Below are 22,917 nucleotides of genomic sequence, written 5' to 3'. Positions count from 1 at the left end.
AATAGATAAAGAGATGAGAAAGTATAGAAATATATATGTCACGTTGAGCTTGATCTTCTCGCTGATGCTGGGAGCTTGCTCGGATTTTTTGGAGGAGTCCTCGCAGGACGAGACGATCCCGACCACCACGACAGATTACAGCGAGTTGTTGATGATGTATATGTATAAATTATATCGATATAATTATAATGTTCTTTTTTACTTGGGAGATGATTTGAAATTGAACGAGAGTAGTTTACCAACGGGTAATTATATCTGGGGACCGGCATCTCAGCTTCGTGTCTTTACTTGGCAACCGGATATGTGGGAACAAGAGAATGCCATAGACGATGGGTACGAATACACCTATACGCAAATCATGGGAATCAACGCTGTACTAGACGGCGTGGGGGATGCCGTCGGATCGCAGCAGGATAGAGATCTGATTCGGGCTGAGGCGTTGGGTTTGCGTGCTTTTGGGTATTTTCGGATCGTGAATATGTTTGGGGAGCCTTATAACTATAACAAGAAGGCTTTAGGTGTGCCTTTGAAGCTGACGGCTGCTTTGGTGGAGAACGGGATTGCCCGGAGCACGGTGGAAGAGGTGTATAACCAGATCGTGGCAGATCTGGAAGAGGCTTCCAAATTATTCGCTAAATACCCGAAGACGAGGGGTAATTACCGGATGAACGGGACAACCGTGGATATCCTGCTGGCTCGGGCTTACCTCTACATGGAGGAGTACGACAAGAGCATCATTGCCGCTACTCGTGCCATAGAATCTGCCGAGGGGTTGAGTGACTACACGAAGATGAGTTACGGGGAAAAAGAATTTAGCTTGGCTAGGTATGATCTCTCCGAAGTAGAGTGGTTGTATGGATATACTTACATTGAACCCCAGTTGTGCCCTACCGAGGATCTGTTGACCGGATTTACGGCAGGCGACAAGCGTAGGGACTTTTGGTTCCCGGCTGATGCCACTTGGGTACATAAACAACTCTGCCCGGGAGAACTTGGCCAAGGTGGCGGAGCGAAGACTCCGGCAAATGCTATCCGAATATCGGAAGCATACCTGACAAGAGCGGAAGCCAAGGTGTTGTCGACAACAAACACGGACGAGAGCGGGGCGTTGGCAGATTTGAACGAGTTGCGCCGCCATCGTATCATGGGCTATGCGGACGAGACGAGTACGACGGGATTACTGGAGAAAATACGTCAGGAGCGTCGCCTGGAGTTGTGCTATGAGTTTCACCGTTGGTTCGATTTGCGTCGCTACGGAATGCCGTCTATTACCCGGGAGTTCAAACAGCGGAAGGAGGATCAATACAGAATATACACCTTGAAAGAGAAGGATCCGATGTACACTTTGCCCTTTCCGCTGGATGTCGTCAATAAAAATATTCAGTTGGTGCAAAACGCTTCCGCCAAGGCTCCGGAGCGGGAAGGTGTACTTAAATAACCGTTTAATCTGTAATAGAGATGAAGAAAATAAATTTATATTTGATAGTCTTATGTCTGCTCGGGTGCGTGGCTTGCACAGACGAAGATAAGGTGAACAACGTGGGAACGTTGTCGCAGGATTACGTGTTGCCGCAAGGGAAATCTCCGGCAGACAGTCGGATCGTGGAGTATTACAATTCGTATAAAAGTTACATTTTGTACGAATATACGCAGCCGGATTTTCTGTACGGTTTATCGCAAACCAATAATAGCTATATTTATGAAAAAGTTGATCCTCAATGTATGGATGTTGTGCTGGATCTCCTGGAAGATATTTGGTTTGATCTCTATCCTACGGAGTTTCACGTGAAGTATATGCCCTATAAGATTATGGTTGCTAAATCTATAAGTACAACTTATAGTACGTGTGACTTTGCAACTATGGGTAATAATGGTCAATCGCTTTACTTGAATAATTGTTCGGAAGAATTGAAAAATCTGTCGGCGGAGGAGAAACGAATTTACAAGAATAATTTGCAGTTATGCTTGTGGAATTATTGGCGTACTGCCGGAACTTTGGAGTTCCCGGAGGAGTTTTACAAGGTGAGCGACTATACTCGGGCTGCCAAGGATTATGATCCGGAGAATCCCGATGATCCGGACTTTGCTTTGGCTCGAGGGTTTATGCCGCAGTGGTATGCTTATCAGAATAGATATAGTTTTAGCTGGTGTCTTTATGTGCATTATCAAACGAAGTTAGTTGATTCAGGAAATGATTTACAAAATTTTATGTATGCCATGCTTACCAGGACAGCCGAAGAGTGGGGGGATTATCTCACGAAGTATCCTTTGATAAAACGGAAATACGATATATTGCGTAACTGGTTTTTGACTAAATATAAAGTGGATTTAAAGAAGATAGGGGAAGCCACGTATTAGACGGAGTGGGCGTGTTTTGACACGCCCCTCTCCTTGGGTTCGTAAGGTTTATAAAGTTTATAAGGTTCATAAGGTTAGATTTATGGATTGAGGGGTGTGTTGTGTTTTAAAATTTATTGAGAGTATAGGATAAATCATTGTAACAAGTTAATTTAGATGTTTATGGAAGAGTCGATCTTGAAGGTAGAGAGACTGTCCCATCGCTATAGTGTGCAGTGGGCGGTGCGGGACATCAGTTTCGAGATTAGTGAAAACGGTATTTATGGCCTGTTGGGTTCCAACGGGGCAGGAAAGTCAACGATGATGAACATCATCTGTGGCGTTCTCAAGCAAACAGAGGGGAATGTCTATATCAAGGGAATCAATACGCGGGAGAATCCGGTGGCGGCTAAGCGCCATATCGGTTTCTTACCACAACAACCGCCGTTGCAGATGGATTTGACGGTGGAAGAGTATTTGGAGTATTGTTCCTTTATGCGGGATATTCCTACCAAAGAGGTGAACAAGGCAATCGACAAGGCGTTGGATCGCTGCGGGATTACCCATTTCCGGAAACGGTTGATTCATAACCTTTCCGGTGGATACCAACAACGCGTGGGAATCGCACAAGCCATCATCCACGAGCCTGCCATTGTCGTGTTGGATGAACCCACGAACGGCTTGGATCCTAATCAGATCGTGGAAGTGCGCCACTTGATCAAGGATATTGCCGAAGATCGAACCGTGATTCTCTCCACGCATATCTTGCCGGAGGTGCAGGCTACCTGTGGATATATCCGTATGATCGAGCAGGGAACGCTGGTATTTTCCGGAAGCGTGGACGAGTTTGATAATTATATCGTTCCTAGCACGGTGGAGGTGTCGTTGATCGCCCGCCCGCCGGTGGAGGATTTACGATCTGGTATTCCGGGCGTGCTTCAGGTGGAAGAGTTAGGGGGGACGAGGTATCGTCTTCATTTTACCGATGCGCAGGAGGCATTGGAAAAGGTGGCAGAGGTGAGTGCTGCCCGTGGTTGGCGTTTGAACGGGCTGAACCTGGAGAAGAGTTCGCTGGATGCCATATTTGCAGAATTATCAAAGAAATAGCGTAAACGGATAAAGAAGATTATAGCATGAAAAAGATATATAAGATAGCGAAGATGGAGCTGCAGACGCTCTTTTATTCGCCGATAGCCTGGTTGATTCTCGTGATTTTTGCATTCCAAGCGGTGACGAACTTCATGGGAAATATAGAAGCGTATGTACAATCCCAAGAATTGGGGTATCCGATGTCGTCGATCACTTCCAGATTGTTTGCTAATCCTTGGGGAGGGTTATTCACGACCGTGCAAGGTTACCTTTATCTCTACATCCCGCTCTTGACGATGGGGTTGATGAGTAGGGAATTGAGTAGCGGTTCGATTAAATTGTTGTACTCGTCGCCGGTGACGAACTGGCAGATTATTCTCGGGAAATATCTCTCGATGATGATCTACGGGTTGGCGTTGATTCTCGTGTTGCTGGTGATCGCGTTGTTCGGTGCTTTCACGATTAAGGATTTCGATTTCCCGATGGTGTTGTCGGGCTTGTTGGGACTCTATTTCTTGATTTGCGCTTATGCCGCGGTGGGTTTGTTCATGTCGAGCTTGACGTCATACCAGGTGGTGGCAGCCATCATGACGCTGGTGGTGCTCGGTCTGTTGAGCTACGTGAAAGATCTGTGGCAGGAGTTCGAGTTGGTACGGGAGATTACTTATTGGCTGTCCATCTCGGGGCGTTCCGGGGAGTTCATCCGCGGTTTGATTTGTAGCGAGGACGTGATTTATTTCATCACGGTGTCGGCCTTGTTTTTGGTCTTGACGGTAATTCGCTTGCAGGCAAACCGCCAGAAAGCGCCGTGGACGATGACGATCGGGAAGTACGCGGGCGTATTGTTGGTTGCCAGTGTGATCGGGTATTTTTCTTCCCGTCCGGTGTTGATGACTTATTACGATACCACGGCGACGAAATCGAACACACTGACAGAGAATAGTCAAGGCGTGGTGGCGAAGATGGAAGGCGGATTGACGATCACAACGTACGTGAATGCATTGGACTTGAATGATTTGTGGACGGGGATGCCCCGGCAGGTCAAGCAGGATCAGGAACGTTTCCGCCAGTACGTGCGCTTTAAACCGGAGATCAAAATGAAATACGTGTATTATTACGACACGGTTGCAGACCCGCGACAGGATGAGCGTTGGCCGGGTAAAAACACGAAAGAACGGTTCCGGGAGGTGGTGAAAGGTTATCATTTGGATTCCACGATGTTCCTCACGCCGGAAGAGATCCGGAAGCAGATTGATTTGTGGCCGGAGGGCAATAAGTTCGTGCGTTTGCTGGAACGGGAGAGCGGGGAGAAGACCTTCCTGCGCGTGTATAACGATATGTATCATCACCCGTTCGAGACGGAGATCACGGCTGCTTTTAAACGGTTGGTGATGGAGTTGCCGAAAGTGGGTTTCTTGACGGGGCACGGTGAGCGTGACGTGAAGAAGATTGGAGACCGCGATTACAATACTTTCACGTGGGACAAGCCGTTCCGCTATGCTTTGTTGAATCAAGGATTCGATGTGGTGGAGGTGAATCTGGATGGCGAGATGCCGGGAGATATTAATATCCTGGTGATTGCCGAGATGAGAAGTGAGTTGACTCCTGTACAAAAAACGAACTTGGATCAATATATCGCTCGCGGGGGCAATTTGATGATCTTGAGCGAGCCGAAACGCGGGGAGTATATGAACCCGTTACTGGCTGAGTTTGGCGTGAAGCTGGTGCCCGGGCAATTGGTGAGCATCTCGGATAATCACGCTCCCGACCTAGTGGTGGTGGAACCGACGAAAGAGGGACGGGAATTGATCTACCACTTCGATCAAATGAGCGTGTCAAGGTACGTGGTGGTGAATCCCGGTGTGTCCGGATTGGAATTTAACCCGGAGAGGGGATACAAGGCGATACCTTTGTTCGAGACCGATTCGCTGGTGTGGAATGAGATGCAAACCACGGATTTCGTGGACGACACAGTCCGTTTGAATCCCGCTTCGGGCGAGGTACAGCAGCGCTACACTACGATATTGGCTTTGACTCGAGAGGTGCACGGAAGGACGCAAAAAGTGCTGGTGTTTGGGGATGCTGACTGTATCAGTAACGGCGAGTTGAGTTCCGGTCACAAGGGTATTCAGGCTAGTAACTTCACGTTGATTCCGGGTAGTTTCTTTTGGTTGTCCGACGGGGAGGTACCTATTGACGTGCGCCGCCCGACCCCACCTGATGACTTGATTTATCTCAGTGAAGGGGAGGCATCCACGTGGACAATTATTCTGCGGTGGATCATCCCGGCGTTAATGATCGTTTTGGCTCTCGTGATTTGGTTGCGTAGACGGGGAAGGTAGAGGTGACATGAAGAAAAATGAGTGGCGCATCCTCACAGATGCGCCACTTGTCAATTGTCCTTTGTTTTATATCAGAGCCTCCGGCTGTAATATCAGAATTTGACGGCCGTCATTCTTTCGATAATGGCGTTATATTTAGCTTGGATGATCGCTTTTTGTTTCTCCGAGGCGGTCACGATCTTTCCCTTGTATTTTCGCATGACGGATTCATTCATCCCTATCTCGCGAGCGAATTTGCTGGCGTTGATAAACGGGAACGCTTCGAAGAAGCCGCTCAAATCGTATACGTACTTGACGGAGTAGCCGGATTGAAACCAAGCAGGCAGTTTCCCGTGTTTTTCTTTGTAGTATTCAGCTTGTTCTTCAAGCACGGAAATAAAATCGTCTTTCGCTTCTTGCTCCGTGAGACCGAATCCGTAAGCTCCGTCTACGTCTTCCGAGTAGACGGATATTCCCCCGTCGTTCGCCTTTTCGATAATAGCCTTGATAGTTTTCATACTTGCTTGTTTTATTTAATTGACGCTACAAAGATAACGTTTCCGTTACAATTATGCAAATTTTAGAGAATGAAAAAGTAACGTTTTCGTTCTTTTGATGGGGAATGTAAAAAAGAAATCGTATATTTGCACGAAATACAAGTGAATGTGCATGAATAAAACGAGTAAGTGTACAATGTATGACCGATTTTAATTGTTGGTATGGGTAATGTTGATAGTGAATTTATTCGGCAAATAAACGTGAAGCAGGTTTCGGGTTACCGGGAGTTGTTTGAACGATTTTATAGTTATATGGTGTTGTACGCGACGCGTCGGGTGCAACAGAAGGAGGTTGCCGAGGATATCGTGCAGGAGGTTTTTATCACTATATGGGAGGGGAGTAAAGTGTTTAATTCTTATCATGGATTTCGTACGTATTTATATGACTTAGTGAATAATAAGTGCCTGGATTATTTGAAACACAAGGCCGTGGAGGAGCGTTATGTTATTTACATGATGGAGAACCAAAACGAGGGAGAAGATGGGGAGTATGGTTTGATGAAGGAGGAAATTTACAGGGAGTTGTATATAGCCGTAAGTGAGTTGCCTGATCGTTGCCGGGAGGTGTTCGAGTTGCATTTGCAAGGCAAAAAGAATGGCGAGATTGCCGTATTATTGTCCTTGTCTGTTCAAACCGTGAAAGCGCACAAGAGGAACGCTATGTGTTTTTTGAAAGAGCGTTTAGGGACTGTGTTGTTTTTGGCTTTATTATTTAAGTTGATTTAGCTTCTTGTATTTTTTTCTTTTTTGTAATCAAGTCGTTGATATTTTTTCGTGAAAAAGTAATTTTTCTTTTACCTCTTTTTTATACCCTTGTCGTATTATGTCTAAAATGGAGATATAGTATGAATGTGTATAATGAAAATGTTGTTCGATTGATTCGCCTTTACTTGGCGGGTACGATTTCCGACGAGGAGAAAGTCGTGTTGGAGCGGTGGGTGGAAGAACGGGAAGAAAATCGTCGTTTTTTCCAAGAGATGTTGCGGGATGAACGTTTTGCTTCGGAGTTTTCGGAATTCCGTGATATCGATATGGAAAAGGGGTGGAGTTGTTTCTTGAGTCGGACTCAAGCGAGAAAGCCTAAGTTATTCACACGTGTGTTGAGGTATGTGGCGGCGGCGATTATTCCGGTTGCGATCGGGATTGCTGTTTGGCTTGCGGGTGAAGATACTGCTTCGGGACCGGAACGGGTCAGTGAGGTGATCCATCCCGGGATGAATAAGGCGACGTTGATTCTTTCCGATGGGGTGAAAGTGTCTTTGGAGGAGTTCGAGAAAAGCGAGATAAGATTGGACGCAGGGAGAGTGGCGCACAGGACGGGTGACGGGTTGGTTTACGAGAATAACGGGAACGGGAATAAATTTGAGTTGAAGTATAATGTATTGCAAATTCCCCGGGGAGGAGAGTTTCATTTAACTCTGTCAGATGGAACCCGGGTTACTTTGAATTCAGCCACGGATTTGAGATACCCGGAGATATTTGACGAGAGGGAACGTCGGGTTTTTCTTTCTGGGGAGGCTTATTTCGAGGTGGCGACGGATTCTGCCCGCCCGTTTTACGTGATGACTGACGAGGTGCAGGTGCGGGTGTATGGTACTTCGTTTAACGTGAATACGCGGCGACCGGAAGGGGTGCAAACGGTTTTGGAAAGCGGGAAAATAGGGATTAAGGCTATTCGTTCCGGTGATGAATGTGTCCTGAAGCCGGGAGAGCTTGCTTGTTTTGACCCGAAAGATGGTGCTATGGCGATTCGAGAGGTTGATCCCCGGCAGTATCTGGCTTGGGTGAAGGGTATTTTTGCTTTCGAGGAGGAAACGCTGGAGAATATAATGAATACCCTTTCTTTGTGGTATGACGTGGAGGTGTTTTACCAGACGGAGTCCGTGAAGCAATTGCATTTTTCGGGATACTTGGGAAGGTATAAAGAAATACAAAATATTTTTGATGTTATTACCGATGCAACGGGTGTGTTGTTCTCGGTGAAGGGACGTACTGTAATAGTTTCACGATAATAAAAAACGGAAGGCGTTGGAAGCACCTCCCGTTTGTTTTTAATCATCATTGAGCCTTATTGGAGCGAGGCTTGTTGATAATTGTTAATTATTATATCACAAATGTATGGAAAAAATTGGAACTTGTCCTCCATTCTTGTGGGAATGTGGACGCAAATTTGGGAAAATTATGAGAGTGTTTCTCGTTTTAATGATCGGGTTTACGTTTTCTCTTTCGGCGAGTAGTTTTGCCCAGCAAGAGAGAGTGAGTTTGGACATGAAGAATGTAACGGTGAAAATGTTGTTTGATGAGATTCAACGACAGACTGATTTACATTTTCTTTTTAACACGGAACAGACGAACCAATTGGGGAGATTGTCTGTCAAGGCAGAGAGCGAAACAGTGGAGAGCGTGTTGAAGCGTATTTTTGAAGGGACGGATTTGGTGTACAGTTTCAGGGGGAATGTTATCGTGGTGAAACGTGGGGTGAAAGTGGCGGATGACGAACAGAAGAAAAATATCCGTATCGTGGGAAGGGTAACGGACGAACAGAAACTTCCTCTTCCGGGGGTGACGGTGCTGGTGAAGGGGTTGACCCTGGGGACGGTGACAAACGCTGAGGGACGGTATGTTTTGAGTTTGCCGATGATGGAAAAGTTTACTTTGTTGTTCTCTTTTGTGGGCATGGAAAATCGTGAGGTCGCTTACACGGGTAAGGATACGATCGACGTGGTGATGAAGGAAGCGGATGTAGCTTTGGATGAGGTGGTTGTCGTAAGTACGGGATACCAGACGATTGATAAACGAAAATTAACAAGTGCCGTGACGTCGATCAAGGCCGAGGAGATTGTCGTGCCGGGATTAAATACGATAGACCAAATGTTGGAGGGACATGTGCCGGGAATGATTTTTATGCAGAATTCAGGTCAGGTGGGGGCTGTGCCTCGTTTGAGAATCCGGGGAACTTCTACTATTTTGGGGAATCAAGAACCTGTTTGGGTGGTGGATGGAATTATTCAGCAGGATCCGGTGGATATTGACCCGGCGCAGATTAATGATTTGGATTTCGTGAATTTGTTGGGAAATGCTATTTCCGGTTTGAATCCGGAGGATATTGAGCAGATTGATGTGTTGAAGGACGCTTCGGCTACAGCTATTTACGGGGCGCGTGCTGCAAACGGTGTAATTGTGATCACGACTAAAAAAGGGAAAGAAGGACCTCCTTCGATTAGTTATTCTGTCGCTGGAACTTTTACGCGCCGTCCGCATTACGGGGATAAAAGCGTGAATATGATGAATTCAAGGGAGCGAATCGCTTTATCCCGGGAATTGGTCGAGAAGGGGATTACGTATAACACGCTTGATTCTTGGGTCGGATACGAGGGTGCACTACGCGACTATTGGAATGACCGGATAGATTTTAATCAGTTCCAGCGTGAGGTGGGACGGTACGAGTCGATGAACACGGATTGGTTGGATTTGTTATTACAGAATTCCTGGTCTCATAGGCATACCCTGGGAATTTCGGGAGGCTCTTCTTCGTTAAAGTATTACGCTTCTTTAGGATACAACGATAGCCAGGGAACGACGAAAGGCGAAGGTATGAAGAATTACACGACGAGTGTGAATTTGACAGCTAATTTGAATAATGTTACGTTGCGTTTCGGTATGAGCGGAAATGTATCCGATCGAACTTATACTCCCTCGGAGGTGGATGTGTTGGGATATGCTTACAACACGAGCAGGGCTCTTCCGGCTTTTAACGAGGATGGCAGTTTATGGTATTATAAACGTAGGGGCAATAGTACGGGGAGCTCGATAGACTGGTGTCCGTATAGTATTATCAATGAAATGAATAATAGTTCGTATGATATGAAGTCTAAAAGTATGAGCGTGAATGCTATGGTTGATTGGCGTGTGATTGAGCCTTTGAAGTTGGGGGTGACTTTTGCTTATTCGACTTCTTCAACAGACGTAGATACTTGGTATGGACAGGAGTCTTTTTACGTGAGAAAATTGAGGCGTACGGATAGTTTGTTAAAGGATCCCGATAAGGATGAGGATCGGGTGAACGAGTGTCCCGTGGGAGGCGAGTTGAAGAAGGAAAATACGGATAACGAATCTTGGACGTTGCGTGCCCAACTGGATTTCAACAAGTATTTGGATATGGAGAATAATCATCAAATCGTGGCGACCGTCGGTGCGGAGGCTTCTTCCAGCCATTACACGGGTTCGCGTAAAACGTACCGGGGATATACTCCGGATCGGGGTTTGATGGTTTCTGAAATTGATTTAGCTTATTATCAGGCTTTTCGCCGGTGGACTCAGTCTAGCGAGGCGAGAGGTATATTTTCGGATTCCAAGACTAATTTGATTTCCGGTTACGCTTCGTTATCGTATGATTACAAGGGGTTGTATATGTTTAACGCGAATATGCGTTTTGATACTTCTAATAAGTTTGGAACGAAAGCGAATGATAAAATTACTCCTATATGGTCCGTGTCGGGACGTTGGAATATCAAGGAGGATTTGTTCGAGGGAATTGATTGGTTGGGAAGTTTATCTTTACGGGCTTCTTTTGGTTATCAAGGGAATATGCTGGAGACTGAAAGTTCGAAGTTGGTTATACGCAAGGGAGATATGAATTCAACTTTGGGTGAATATGCCTCTTACGTGTACACTTTCCCGAATCCCGGGTTGAAATGGGAGAAAACGGCTTCCACGAACGTGCAGTTGGATTTCGATTTGTTCAAGGGAAGGTTATCTGCCAGTGTTAGTTATTATTATAAAAAGACAAATGATACTTTCCTGACGAAGACCATATCACGGGTTAACGGGCGAGAAGATTACGTGTTGAATAAGGGAACATTGGAAAACAAGGGTTTCGAGTTTTCATTGAGAGTCATTCCCGTGAACACGATTTCGGCAGAGAATCCGAATGGTTTCCGGTGGATTTTCGACCCTCAATTGGGGCAGGTGTTGAATCAGTTGACGAAAGGCCGGAAGGTGAAAGATAAATCTATGCATGACCGGTACACTTATGAAAATTATTTGAATGGTAGTGCACAGATCGTGGGACGCCCCTTGAATACTTTCTATTCGTATAAATTTAAAGGATTGGATCCGACTGACGGATGCCCGATGTTTTACGATGTGGACCAGTATGATTATGACGAGGAGGGAAATGTTGTTCTGGATAGAAAGGCTTTGTATGATTCCATGGAGCGTGATGATGTGTTTACCACGGTATTGGAACATTCCGGAACTCGTGTGCCTGTTATCCAGGGAGGGTTGACTAATAGTTTTACCTATCGTCGATTAACGCTGTCGTTTAATTTGGCTTATAGTTTGGGTTCTAAGGTGCGTCTGTTGAAGATGTATCCGGATTTGGAAAGCACGTACGGGACTATCGCTCCGCAGCCGGCGGCGAACGCGAGGAAAGAGTTTATAAATCGTTGGAGATATCCCGGTGATGAACGTAAAACAACGATTCCGGGTATTGTTTCCGGTGGGAGGTTTGGACAGACGATGGGAATGTGGTGCGTGGAAGAACCTTATAATTTCGGGAAGAATCTTTGGAATATGTGGGATAATTCCAATATTCGGGTAGTCAGCGGTAATTACTTGAAGATGCAATCTTTGTCGTTGCGTTATAATGTACCGGATGCTTTCGCGAGAAAACTGTATATGAAGTCAGCGTATATCGGTTTCTCGTGCACGAACTTATTCATGATTTGTGATAAAAAGTTGAAGGGACAGGATCCGGCTGTTCAATCGGGATCAGCTCCATCTATTAACATGTCTCTTTGCCCGACTTTTTCAATGAATTTAAATGTAACATTCTAAATTATAGCATATGAAAAAGATAGTAAATATATTTGGTGTCCTGTGGAGTGTGTTGTTGGTGTCTTGTGGGGATTTTCTGGAGGAGTATCCCAGGGATTTGTTATACGTGAACTCGATCTCGGATTTAAGCGAATTGTTGGTGGGGGACGGTTACATGATCTCTCGGGAAATAGGAGAAGATGAGGATAAGGGAGAAACCACGATAGCTTCATGGATTCATTTGATGGATGATGATGTGCAGTTGTCATCGAAACCTGTTTATTGGGAATCGTTGGGGAATGCGCTTTACTTGGGGTATTACGAGTGGCTGAAGTTGCCCGGTACGAGTGAGAACGGTAGTATCGAGAACGATTACGTGTGGAGTGGATTGTACGAGCATATTGCTTCTTTGAATGTGATACTGGATGAAGTAGAAGCGTTTCAGGATGCCGGTTCGGATTACCATCGGGTTAAGGGGGAGGCATTGTTTTTGAGAGCTACTTACTATTTTTGGTTAGTAAATTTGTATGCTAAACCTTATGCATCAGGAACTGCGACCATGGATTTGGGGGTTCCGATTAAAGTGAGTTCAGAGGTTGAAGATAAGGATTTTGTTCGAGATCCGGTGGCGGATGTGTATGATTTGATCGAGACAGATTTGCTGAATTCGATCGTGGAATTGAAGGGTATCGTGCAGCCTTCAGTTTACCGGGCTAACGAGTCGGCGGCACGAGCTTTGTTGAGCCGGGTGTATCTGTATAAGGGAGAATGGAAAGGGTGTGATAAACAGTGTGATACGATTATGCAGGCGACTTATCGTTTACAGGACTTGAATACTTTGTCGTCTAATTCCAGTATACTTTCCTCTAAGTCACCTGAAACGATTTTTTCTCAAGGAGAATATCGTTTGAATGCGATGGTGGGTTTTAAATCAAAGGTTACTTACGCGTTGTCGAATGATTTGGAAGCTGCTTTTTTGGATAAATCAAGTGATCAGCGATATAGTTTGGGGGTTGAGTTGAGTTCTTATGGGAATTATCCTTCGAAATTTAAAAGATGGTCGGATGGAGGCGTGTCGGATTGTAATTTGATCCGATATGCCGAGGTGTATTTGAATAAGGCGGAGGCATTGGCGATGTCCGACGAGGAGGAGGGAGCGAGGGAGGTCATGAATTCTTTTCTTGCCACTCGTTATAGTGCGGGAAGCGCACCGGATATTCAATCGAAAACGGGGAAAGATTTAGTGGATTTTATTCGGAATGAGCGTCGTTTGGAATTGTGTTTCGAGGGACATCGTTGGTTTGATTTGCGCCGGTATTCCGTGAGTTCTAAATATCCGGATGCAAAGCCGTTAAAGCACGAGATGCGTGTGAAAGATAGTGGAATTGCGTACGGGTATTACGAGTTGCAAGCTTATCCTAACGGTGGATGGGTTTTGCCAATTCCTACTTATGAATTACAGTTTACGGATGGTAATATGGTAAATAATGAAAGACCTGATCCCGTGTATGTGGAATATTAATGGTAATTGAAAAAGTGATTGATGATGAAAAATTTAGTTGGAATATTATTAGTGTCATTGTTTGCTTTGGCAAGTTGTCAAGATGACGAGAACGGTGAGTTGGCTCCATCATACGTGGACGTGGATTGGTATGTGATAAAGGATAATCCCGATGACGAGTTGGATCATTTGATTTATGAGATTTATAGTGAATATAAAATGTCTGTTTATTATAATGATACGATTGGAATGGAGTATAGGGGAATGGATGCGAACGGGGATTCCATTATTTATTATAAGACATTGATGTTAGGCTATTCGATAGAGGAGAACGTGACGAGTATGAAGTATTCTCTCTCGAAACAACGTGAAGATATTCTGGAGGGGGTGAAGTTTTTGGAAGAATATGTTATTCCTTTTCAGCAGGCAGGTATGAAGCCTAAATGTTTTTTACTTGTTGAAGAACTGATACTTAGTGATAATTCGTTAGATGTTTATTATGGAATGTCTGGGGCTATTGTTTCTCGTCTCGCGGAATTGAAAGAGATGACCCGGGAAGATAAAGAAGCGTTTGGTTTGAGAGTTCGGGGATCAGAATGGGCACATGCTTTAGTGAATAATTATTCAGGGGAGTTGGAAGATTTTTACCGGCTTTCGGATAATTTCAATGCGAAAGGAGAGCTAAAAGCTATGCATCAACAAGATATTCAAAATAGTTTTTTCGGAGGGGTATTTGTTTGGAAGCCTAAAGAAGAATATGGATTTTTAAGTTCTACGCCTTCTACACATTATTCACCAAGTTCTTATGTTTGCCCGACAGAATCCGCGGATGTTCTTGATTTTGTCATAGAGGTGTTGAAAGACGATGAAGCTAATTTTAAAGCTACTCATGCCAATCATTCGATTATATTGAGTAAGTATGAGTATATGAAAAAGCTCGTCGATTCGGTTAAAAAAGATTTGACAGCAAAGTAAAATGAGAATACTGCTTTTATTCATGTTCTTGGCCGGAATGATTAATTGTTCATCGCAAGATGGACAATCTTTCCGGTTGAAGGTAAATGTGGTGGATGCGGACACGGGGCAAATTGCTTTGTTTACGACAGGTGAGGAGCCGGAGGAATTGTATTCCGGAAAATTGGTTGACGGGCAATATGTTTTTAAAGGAATTCTCCGGGACCCGGGGGTATATCGTCTGAGAATTAATGAGCAGCAAGCTGATTTGTTTTTGGATGGGGAGGAGATGAGTATAACCGTTTCTTCACGACAGGGAATTCGTGAGGATAGTTTAAGGGGATCGAGAGCTAACGAAATAAGAAAGGCATGTTCGGAAGCATTTCATGAACTTTACGATAAAGTGGTAGAGAAGAACATTTCCGGGTTAAGTATTTTTCAGGCTTCAACGAGGAACGATCAGGTGTTGTTTGATAGTTTGATGTCTGAAAGGTTGTGGTTTGATGATTTACGTTTTTCTATCGCCCGAGATTTGGTGAGGAAGTATTCTGATAACGTGTATGCCGCTTATTTGGCGAGTGCGGAGATGAAGTCGCATTACGAGTGGGGACGAGAGATGTATGATTTGTTGTCGCCTGAAATACAACAATCGAGAGCCGGGCAGGCTTTAAGTGATAAGTTGGAAAAAGTGTTCGTGAGTGCTATCGGGCAGGCTTTCCCGGATTATATTTTGGAGAATGAAGCGGGTGATTCCGTTCGTTTGGATTCTTTGAAAGGATATATCACGGTTATTGATTGTTGGGCGTCGTGGTGCGGACCTTGCCGGAGTGAGATGAAAAGTTTGCGGCGCTTGTATAAAGATTTCGAACACAAAGGATTGCGCGTGATGAGTATTTCTTTGGATGATTCCAGGGAAAAATGGCTGAAAGCTTGTCAAGAAGAGCAACTTCCATGGAAGAGTTACCGGAATCCGTTTGGCTATAAAAGAGATGGTATCCGTGCAGATTTGGGAATCGAGGGTATCCCTTATTTGGTGGTTTTAGATAGAGAGGGTAGGTTTGTGGCCAAGGAATTGCATCGAAACGTGTTGCGTAAGAAGGTGCAAGATCTGTTGAATTCCCAACGTGAACAGGTGCGTTGATTGTTTTTATGAAAGTTCGTATTTTATATAATCATAATGTTTAATTTTAAATCATTGAAAATGAGAGATTTGTTTGCATTCTTGGTGCTGTTATCCCTGCTCGTTCCCGCTACCGGGGAGAGCTATGCGGGGGAATTGTTCAAGAAAAAGAAGAAAATAGCGATAGCCGAAGAGGTGAAAGAGCCTGTTAAAAAGAAGAAAAGTAAGTACGAAACGTTGATGAAAAGTCCGGGTATCGTTACCGCAAAGGGGGATTTCTTGACCATTCATAAAATAGATCAGAAGATTTATTTGGAATATCCGTTGAAATATATGGGGCGTGATATATTGGTGGGGGGAACTTTATCTGCCACCTCAGAGCCTTTTATGCTTAACGTGGGGTATAAATACAATAATCCCGTGCTTTATCGTGTGGTAAAGAAAGATTCGTCTATTGTGTTCAACAAACCTAATTTGGCTGCCACGATGGGAGAGGATAAGGAATGGGTGAGGAAAGCCATGGAGAAGAGTTATATCGATATTCCATCAAGATCGTTCTCTATTCATTCATATAACGCAGACAGTTCGGCTGTGGTGATCGAAGTGACTTCATTTATAAAAGATAACAAGGGGCTTGCACCGAAAGTCAGTGGAGGTTTGCTCACTTCTTCTCCGGTTGCCAATAAATTCACGTTTGAAGGAGTGAAGGCGTTTGAAGATAACGCATCGGTGGAAGTGGCTCAGCCCGTGGAGGCTCAATATATGACGTTGTTGGGGTCTATACCCTTGGGACAGGTGTCTACGCGTTCCGTAATTACTTTTCTTTTGTTGCCGGAATCTAAGATGCGGCCTCGTGTACAGGATTCCCGTGTCGGAATTTTTTACACGTTGAATTCGGCGAGCGCAAGAATGCAGTTCCCGATCCGGAAAATATCTCAAGAGAAAGATGGATTCGAGACGTATGTTCTGGCTAATCGCTGGAGAGTGGAACCGAAAGACATGGAAGCATGGAAGCGAGGAGAGCTTGTAGAACCCGTGAAACCGATTGTATGGTACGTGGATGATGCGTTCCCGGACGAGTGGAGGGGACCGATTAAAGCGGCTGTTTTGAATTGGAATAAGGCTTTCGAGAAAATTGGTTTCAAGAACGTGATGGTGGCGAGAGATTTTCCGAAGGATGACCCTAATTTTGATCCCGATAACTTGAAATATTCTTGTATTCGTTATTGCCCGAACGCGGAGGCAAATGCGATGGGACCGTCTTGGGTGGATCCGACTACTGGGGAGATTATTAACGCTTCCGTGATTGTTTACAATAATGTTGTTCAGTTGATTAATAACTGGCGTTTTGTTCAGACCGCACAGGTGGATCCTCGTGTGCGTGCCACTAAAATGCCAAAGGATGTTTTTGATGAATCGCTTACGTATGTTATCACTCACGAGATCGGTCATACTTTGGGAATGTTGCACAATATGTCGGCCTCGGCTTCTATTCCGGTGGATTCGTTACGTTCCGCTTCTTTCACTCAAAAATACGGGACAACTCCTTCTATCATGGATTATGCCCGATTCAATTACGTGGCGCAACCGGGAGACAAAGGGGTGAAGTTGACACCTCCCGAGCTTGGCGTGTATGATTATTACGTGATTAAATGGTTGTATTCTCCTATCCCGGAAGCCAAGGATATGTGGGAGGAATCTAAAATCGCCGAGAAATGGATTGACGAGAAGGCGGGAGATCCTCTTTATCGTTACGGTCGCCAGCAATTGAGTTTCCGTATAGATCCTAGCGCATTGGAAGAAGATTTGGGGGATGATCCGGTAAAGGCAGGAACCTACGGTATAAAGAATTTGAAGTATATTTTGAACCACTTGAACGAGTGGATTTCAGATGATGCGGATTTCTCTCACCGGAAGCAACTTTACGAGAATATTCAGATGCAATATACACGTTATTTGTTGAATGTTTTGTATCAGGTCGGTGGTATTTATTTATCGCAGGTGAAAGACGGGACTGCCGGGGAAGCCGTGAAATCGGTAGCATGTGCAAAGCAAAAAGAAGCGTTGGCATGGGTGTTGAAAGAGTTGCGCAACTGTTCGTGGATTGATCGTCCGGAGTTGATTAATCAAACAGGGTTAGCCGTGTATCCGTCTGCAAAGATCATTGCTGCCGTGAGCAAGGCGATTGAAAGTAAAAGAGCAATGGTTATTCTCTCTTCTCATGTTTCACGAGATAAGAATCTTTACACGATTGGCGATTATTATGATGATTTGTATGCCGGTGTTTTTGCTCCAACCATACAAGGAAAGAAGTTGAATCAAGAGGAAAAATTGTTGCAGAAGAATATTTTTAATCGAATGGGGATTACTTGTACCGATTATATTAAGAATACGCGGGCAATCAGTAACTTGTGTCCTTCTTTGGACGAGATTCGGGTATATAATTTGTTCTCTAAAGGCTTCATGGATGAAATGTATAGTTATTTGCAGGAAATGGAGCAGGAACGTGGAGCGGGAGCTGTAGCCCGGGAATTGTTGCCTGTTCAGTTCGGTCAAGCTGCAAGTCCTTTCCAAGGCGAGGTGGAAATAGGTGTGATTGATGAAACTTTCGGGTATAATCAAGCAATGTTGAAGCGGGTGGTTACTTTATTAAAGGGTAAAGTGGCGTCTGCTAATCGTGACGATAGAGTACATTATGAAAGTTTGATATCTATGTATGAATCCGTCAAGCAAGTTGCTAAATAGTTTTAATCATGGAAACAAAGGGACTGTCTAATAAGTTTTAGACAGTTCTTTTTTTTTAGTCGGGGGATGAATACTTTAATATTTTCACGGGAAACACTTCCTTATTTCTCCGGCGTTAGAGTTTTTTTGGGGGGAATTTAATTTGAAAATATAAAAAAAAGATGTAACTTACAATACGTTGATGAAATGTGGAGGTGGCGTGTTTCATGTATTAAAAATAGATGATTATGAAATGGTTACCAATAATTTGTATATTTTTTGTTTTTGGAGGATGTAAAGACAAGAAAATGACTTGGGAGAATGATGTTCCTGTTTATAAGTTTAAGATGTCACAGGATGATCCCGTGTCATTGCGGGAGATTTGTGACAGTATTGAAATCGTATCTTTGCCGTCCTTTCGCGGATGGGCAGATATGGTTAAATCATATAAAGATCGTTATTACGTGCAAAATAGCCAGGAAGTCTTCATCTTTGACCGGGCTGGAGTGTTTGTCAATAAGATCAGTTCCGGGGAAAAAGGAGAGGGGCAGTATGACAAGGTGGCGGACGTGGTGATCGATCCTTTTAACGAAACGTTATTGCTTTTATCCCAGTGGCGGGGGGTGTTGGAGTACACTTTGGACGGAAAATATCTCGGGACATATCGTCCCGAGGGGTCAATTTACCGGATATTTCCCATGAATAAGGACGTGTTTGCCTGTTTACGTATGGCTCCTGAAAAGAAAATACATTATTTTTCTAGGAAAAAGGAGGCGTACGTTGCTAGTGCGTTTTCTCTTCCGGATGCGTTCGGTATGGCGTTTGACTTGTACGGTTACATGAAAGATGGCGTGAATTATGGTGCTTTCCATTTTTTGAACACGTATTACCGGATAGAGGCGGATAAAATTATTCCCGCTTATCATTTCACGACGGGACGTTCCCCGTATCGGTTGTCACAGGTGAAGAGTCCGCCTTTTAAAAAACCGACGGGTAAGGGAAAGAATAATCGTGATTTAATGGAGGAATACCGGCAAAAGCGAGCGGATTGGTTGAATGCGACTTTCCCGGTTATCATCGGGGAAGCTAGGGCGTGGGGAAATTGGATATTGGCGGATTTCAAGGATGGTCGGGAAGGTTTTTTACCTCAAAAGTTTTTTTATGTCCTTTGTAACACAAAAGATGGCTCGTGTCGTAAATTCGAGTTTTTCACGGAAGACGTGGAATTTCCCCTGCGCACGTATTTTAACGGGAATGAGATTGTCTATCTTTGTGGCGGGGAATATATTGAAGATTTCGTGCCTTACGAAATGCTTGATGAACGGGAGAAAAAGAAAATCGACGGGTTGAAGTTGTTTAATCCGCTATGTATAGTGCGGTTGAAGTTGAAAGTTTCCGGGAATGATTGATTTATTGGGGATCTAACTTTTTTCTTTTTCTTTCGTTTTATCTATAAAATTGAGATGTTATGGAAAAGAAAGAAAATAGAAAAGATATGTCCGGTAAGGAAAATGTGGATGTCAAGAAACACCTGACGCCGGAGGATGAAGAAAAGTTGCATGAGGCGTATGTAAACGCTTTTGGTGAGATTTTGGAAAATGACGATGAGGATGCCCGGGATAATCTGGCAAATTATATGGATGAAGTGAAAGAAGAATCCGAGGCTCTCGGGACAGAACCGGAGGATGATTTGGAGGAAGAGGAGAAGTGAGGATACTGTTAAAAAGTAACAGACTCATTCTCTATCCATGAAGAATGAGTCTGTTATGGGAAAAATAATCTATGATTCGATCTCGCTTAATTCTAGCCAGCGCATTTCCTTCTCGTCCAAGAGGTTTATGATTTCGGCAATGCGTTGGGCGGATTTTACCAATTTGTCAGCTTCCGGAGTACCGGAGTTTAAGATGTTTTCTAATTCGGATTTTTCGGCGTTTAGGTTTTCCATGTCGGATTCCAACTGTTGCATTTCTTGTCGCTCTTTGAACGTGAGTTTGCGTACTTTTTCCTTTTCCCGCATAGGTTTAGGGGTAGGGGCAGTTTTCTTTTCCGCTTGTTTGCGCTGGAGTTCTTCTTCCTCCTTTTTATTCTTGTATTGAGTATAGTTGCCGGGGAAATCTTTGATGACTCCGTCGCCCTCGAAAGCGAATACCCGGTCGACTATTTTGTCGGTAAAGAAACGGTCGTGCGACACGATGATAAGGCATCCCTGGAAAGATTTCAAGTATTCTTCCAGCACGTTCAGAGTCATGATGTCGAGGTCGTTGGTTGGCTCGTCCAGAATCAGGAAATTCGGGTTGCTCATAAGGACGGTCAATAGGTAGAGCCGCCTGCGTTCACCCCCGCTGAGTTTGGCTACCAGAGAATATTGCAGTTTGTCTGGGAACAGGAAATATTCCAGGAATTGGGAGGCGGACATGATGCGCCCGTTCCCGAGGTCTATTTTCTCGGATATGTTTTTGACTATATCTATGGGGCGGTCGTCTTCCTTGAAAGTGATGCCCGCTTGTTTGTAATACCCGTAAACGACGGTTTCGCCGATCTCGATTGTTCCGCTGTCCGGTTCGATCTGTCGGGTGATGATGTCGAGGAATGTGGATTTGCCGATACCGTTTCTACCGATGATCCCGATCTTTTCGCCTCGCACGAATTTGTACGAGAAATCCTTTAATACACACAAGTCCCCGAAGCTTTTGTTGACGTGTTCCAGTTCAAGGATTTTTTTGCCTAACCGCTGTCCTTTTATATCCAGTTCCAGTTGTTGTTCTGTCGTGTTCTGTGAGGCGACTTCCTTGATCTTGTAGAAGTTGTCGATACGGTATTTTGCCTTGTGGCTCCGGGCTTGCGGCATCCGGCGCATCCATTCTTGTTCGGTACGGAGAAGGTTTTTGGCTTTGTCGATTGACGCATTGCGGGCGTCGATGCGTTCATCTCTTTTTTCTAGGTAATACGAATAATTGCCGTCGTAGGAGAAAATGCCGAAATCGTCTATTTCAACGATTTTGTCGCATACTCTGTCCAGAAAATAGCGGTCATGTGTTACCATGAGGAGGGTGGCTTTGGTTTTATCTAGATAATCTTCCAGCCACTCGGTCATTTCCACATCCAGGTGGTTGGTCGGCTCGTCCAGGATCAAGAAATCCGGGTTACTAATCAATACTTTTGCCAGCCCGACTCTTTTCTTTTGTCCCCCGGAAAGTTCCCGGATGCGTTGGCTATACTTGTCTACTTTTAGTTCCGATAATATTTGCTTGATCTGAGTTTCGTAATCCCATGCCGCCAGGGCATCCATTTGGGGAATTAACTCTTCCAATGCTGCCGTGTCATTGTCTTGCACGGCTTGTTCGTATGCTTTGATTAGTTTTAACGTGGGATTCTCCGTGTTGAATACTTCCTCGAAAACATAGTTTTCCGGGTTTAGTTCCGGGTCTTGGTCGAGGATTCCGATGGTGATGTCATTTCTGAAAATGACCGTACCGGTGTCTGGGGTTTCCTTGTTGGCAATGATGCGTAGCAAGGTGGATTTACCCATTCCGTTTTTGGCGATTAAGGCTACTTTTTGGTTTTGAGCTATGCTGAACGTGATATTTTCGAATAATAAGTGCTCTCCGAAACGTTTACTCAGACTATCGACTTGTAGAAAACTAACCATGTATCAATTTTAGATTTAATGATATTAGATTTTAGATTTGAAATGACGCTGTCATTTTAATATTCCCCGAGAAGGAAAGCTTTGCGTTTGGGTTCTTCAAAGCGTTCGATGGCGTATCGCAACATCGTGCGGGGCATTTGCTTGTAACGGGGCAGGAGATAGTCCGTTAGTACTTGTTCGTTCTTCTTGCCTGTTTCCCGTAATATCCACCCGACAGCCTTGTGCATGAGGTCGTGGGGGTGGTGTTGCAGGATGTCCGCTATCGCCAGGGCGTCTTGGAATTCACCGTGTTTCACGAAATGCATGCATGATATCATGGCGATGCGTTGTTTCCAAAGATGATCGGCGTGAGCCCAATCGTACAGGATTTGCTTGTCTTTGTCGTGCAACCAGTGGCCCAGTATTTTGTAACAACTCAGGTCCACGAGATCCCAGTTGTTGATGGCGTCCACCTGGCTTAAATAGAAATCGACACAAGCTTTCCTTTCGGCGTTGTCTTTATGTTTGGCATAATAATACGTCAATATCAAGAGTGCCGTCATGCGATACTCGTGTACCGGGGATGCCAATAATTCCCGTAAGGTATCTTGATCGGCATCGATATATTGTTTTGCCACGATGCGTATGTCGGGAACAACGATCCCGATAAATTGGTCGCCTTCCCCGTATTGTCCTTTTCCCGTTTTGAAGAAACGTGGCAAGAAAGCCGCCTTTTCTTCATTCCGGTATTTATTCAATTCATTTATAATTTCTTTCGTGGTATTTCTCATATTCCCTCTCGTTCTTTAATTCCCGGTGTAAAGGTAATTATTGTTAGTAAAAAAGTGCCTGTTGTTATTAAAAAATTG

Annotated in this window: 16 protein-coding genes; 13 read left to right on the top strand and 3 right to left on the bottom strand. The window is 44.5% G+C overall.

Annotation, left to right across the window (positions count from 1 at the left end; all coding sequences use genetic code 11):
* Window positions 1-13 precede the first annotated feature (13 nt).
* The 4 genes from A3CY_RS0116995 to A3CY_RS0116980 all read left to right on the top strand — a co-directional run bounded on the left by A3CY_RS0116995 (window position 14) and on the right by A3CY_RS0116980 (window position 5,768).
* Complete coding sequence (locus tag A3CY_RS0116995) at window positions 14-1,438, top strand: RagB/SusD family nutrient uptake outer membrane protein (RefSeq protein WP_018339145.1); 1,425 nt, start codon at window positions 14-16, stop codon at window positions 1,436-1,438.
* Between the two features lie 20 nt (window positions 1,439-1,458).
* Entirely contained in the window at window positions 1,459-2,358 is a 900-nt protein-coding gene (locus tag A3CY_RS0116990) for a zinc-binding metallopeptidase (protein ID WP_018339144.1), read from the top strand.
* Between the two features lie 162 nt (window positions 2,359-2,520).
* A complete protein-coding gene (locus A3CY_RS0116985; RefSeq protein WP_026207799.1) occupies window positions 2,521-3,444 on the top strand; it encodes an ABC transporter ATP-binding protein in 924 nt (307 codons plus the stop codon).
* Window positions 3,445-3,470: 26 nt separating this feature from the next.
* Window positions 3,471-5,768 carry a Gldg family protein gene (locus A3CY_RS0116980; protein ID WP_018339142.1) on the top strand — a complete coding sequence of 766 codons (2,298 nt, stop codon included), beginning with the start codon at window positions 3,471-3,473 and terminating at the stop codon, window positions 5,766-5,768.
* A gap of 92 nt (window positions 5,769-5,860) precedes the next feature.
* Here the strand turns inward: A3CY_RS0116980 and A3CY_RS0116975 are convergent, their stop codons facing one another.
* Entirely contained in the window at window positions 5,861-6,265 is a 405-nt protein-coding gene (locus A3CY_RS0116975) for a type II toxin-antitoxin system HicB family antitoxin (protein ID WP_018339141.1), read from the bottom strand.
* A 201-nt stretch (window positions 6,266-6,466) separates the two neighbouring features.
* On the opposite strand from A3CY_RS0116975, the gene A3CY_RS0116970 reads away from it, so the two are divergent.
* From A3CY_RS0116970 to A3CY_RS0116930, 9 genes are all read left to right on the top strand, one after another.
* Window positions 6,467-7,030: an RNA polymerase sigma-70 factor gene (locus A3CY_RS0116970; protein ID WP_018339140.1), complete on the top strand. Its 564-nt coding sequence runs from the start codon at window positions 6,467-6,469 to the stop codon at window positions 7,028-7,030.
* Window positions 7,031-7,149: 119 nt separating this feature from the next.
* Window positions 7,150-8,316 carry a FecR family protein gene (locus A3CY_RS21495; protein ID WP_018339139.1) on the top strand — a complete coding sequence of 389 codons (1,167 nt, stop codon included), beginning with the start codon at window positions 7,150-7,152 and terminating at the stop codon, window positions 8,314-8,316.
* 106 nt (window positions 8,317-8,422) lie between these two features.
* Window positions 8,423-12,142: a SusC/RagA family TonB-linked outer membrane protein gene (locus A3CY_RS0116960; RefSeq protein ID WP_026207798.1), complete on the top strand. Its 3,720-nt coding sequence runs from the start codon at window positions 8,423-8,425 to the stop codon at window positions 12,140-12,142.
* Between the two features lie 10 nt (window positions 12,143-12,152).
* Window positions 12,153-13,643, top strand: coding sequence for a RagB/SusD family nutrient uptake outer membrane protein (locus tag A3CY_RS0116955; RefSeq protein ID WP_018339137.1), 1,491 nt, complete (start codon window positions 12,153-12,155; stop codon window positions 13,641-13,643).
* Window positions 13,644-13,667: 24 nt separating this feature from the next.
* On the top strand, window positions 13,668-14,597 hold the full coding sequence (locus A3CY_RS0116950) for a hypothetical protein (protein ID WP_155828440.1): 930 nt from the start codon (window positions 13,668-13,670) through the stop codon (window positions 14,595-14,597).
* A 1-nt stretch (window position 14,598) separates the two neighbouring features.
* Complete coding sequence (locus A3CY_RS0116945; protein ID WP_040371992.1) at window positions 14,599-15,717, top strand: TlpA disulfide reductase family protein; 1,119 nt, start codon at window positions 14,599-14,601, stop codon at window positions 15,715-15,717.
* Window positions 15,718-15,777: 60 nt separating this feature from the next.
* Window positions 15,778-18,441, top strand: coding sequence for a zinc-dependent metalloprotease (locus A3CY_RS0116940; RefSeq protein ID WP_040372007.1), 2,664 nt, complete (start codon window positions 15,778-15,780; stop codon window positions 18,439-18,441).
* A gap of 227 nt (window positions 18,442-18,668) precedes the next feature.
* The gene (locus tag A3CY_RS0116935; protein ID WP_040371991.1) at window positions 18,669-19,829 is read left to right on the top strand and encodes a 6-bladed beta-propeller; all 1,161 of its coding nucleotides are present in this window, start codon (window positions 18,669-18,671) and stop codon (window positions 19,827-19,829) included.
* A 59-nt stretch (window positions 19,830-19,888) separates the two neighbouring features.
* Window positions 19,889-20,131 (top strand): hypothetical protein, encoded by a 243-nt coding sequence (locus A3CY_RS0116930; RefSeq protein ID WP_018339132.1) that lies wholly within the window; start codon window positions 19,889-19,891, stop codon window positions 20,129-20,131.
* A gap of 69 nt (window positions 20,132-20,200) precedes the next feature.
* Here the strand turns inward: A3CY_RS0116930 and A3CY_RS0116925 are convergent, their stop codons facing one another.
* Complete coding sequence (locus A3CY_RS0116925) at window positions 20,201-22,069, bottom strand: ABC transporter ATP-binding protein (protein ID WP_018339131.1); 1,869 nt, start codon at window positions 22,067-22,069, stop codon at window positions 20,201-20,203.
* A gap of 56 nt (window positions 22,070-22,125) precedes the next feature.
* Complete coding sequence (locus A3CY_RS0116920) at window positions 22,126-22,839, bottom strand: DNA alkylation repair protein (protein WP_018339130.1); 714 nt, start codon at window positions 22,837-22,839, stop codon at window positions 22,126-22,128.
* Window positions 22,840-22,917 lie beyond the last annotated feature (78 nt).

Origin of the sequence: Butyricimonas synergistica DSM 23225, assembly GCF_000379665.1 — a bacterium.
Classification (GTDB): Bacteria; Bacteroidota; Bacteroidia; order Bacteroidales; family Marinifilaceae; genus Butyricimonas; species Butyricimonas synergistica.
Note: the sequence above shows the minus strand (reverse complement) of the source record. Positions and strands in the feature narration are given on the sequence as shown.

Coding starts and splice junctions, on each gene's coding strand:
- A3CY_RS0116995 (WP_018339145.1), top strand. CDS start 14: ATGAGAAAGTATAGAAATATATATGTCACGTTGAGCTTGATCTTCTCG.
- A3CY_RS0116990 (WP_018339144.1), top strand. CDS start 1,459: ATGAAGAAAATAAATTTATATTTGATAGTCTTATGTCTGCTCGGGTGC.
- A3CY_RS0116985 (WP_026207799.1), top strand. CDS start 2,521: ATGGAAGAGTCGATCTTGAAGGTAGAGAGACTGTCCCATCGCTATAGT.
- A3CY_RS0116980 (WP_018339142.1), top strand. CDS start 3,471: ATGAAAAAGATATATAAGATAGCGAAGATGGAGCTGCAGACGCTCTTT.
- A3CY_RS0116975 (WP_018339141.1), bottom strand. CDS start 6,265: ATGAAAACTATCAAGGCTATTATCGAAAAGGCGAACGACGGGGGAATA.
- A3CY_RS0116970 (WP_018339140.1), top strand. CDS start 6,467: ATGGGTAATGTTGATAGTGAATTTATTCGGCAAATAAACGTGAAGCAG.
- A3CY_RS21495 (WP_018339139.1), top strand. CDS start 7,150: ATGAATGTGTATAATGAAAATGTTGTTCGATTGATTCGCCTTTACTTG.
- A3CY_RS0116960 (WP_026207798.1), top strand. CDS start 8,423: ATGGAAAAAATTGGAACTTGTCCTCCATTCTTGTGGGAATGTGGACGC.
- A3CY_RS0116955 (WP_018339137.1), top strand. CDS start 12,153: ATGAAAAAGATAGTAAATATATTTGGTGTCCTGTGGAGTGTGTTGTTG.
- A3CY_RS0116950 (WP_155828440.1), top strand. CDS start 13,668: ATGAAAAATTTAGTTGGAATATTATTAGTGTCATTGTTTGCTTTGGCA.
- A3CY_RS0116945 (WP_040371992.1), top strand. CDS start 14,599: ATGAGAATACTGCTTTTATTCATGTTCTTGGCCGGAATGATTAATTGT.
- A3CY_RS0116940 (WP_040372007.1), top strand. CDS start 15,778: ATGAGAGATTTGTTTGCATTCTTGGTGCTGTTATCCCTGCTCGTTCCC.
- A3CY_RS0116935 (WP_040371991.1), top strand. CDS start 18,669: ATGAAATGGTTACCAATAATTTGTATATTTTTTGTTTTTGGAGGATGT.
- A3CY_RS0116930 (WP_018339132.1), top strand. CDS start 19,889: ATGGAAAAGAAAGAAAATAGAAAAGATATGTCCGGTAAGGAAAATGTG.
- A3CY_RS0116925 (WP_018339131.1), bottom strand. CDS start 22,069: ATGGTTAGTTTTCTACAAGTCGATAGTCTGAGTAAACGTTTCGGAGAG.
- A3CY_RS0116920 (WP_018339130.1), bottom strand. CDS start 22,839: ATGAGAAATACCACGAAAGAAATTATAAATGAATTGAATAAATACCGG.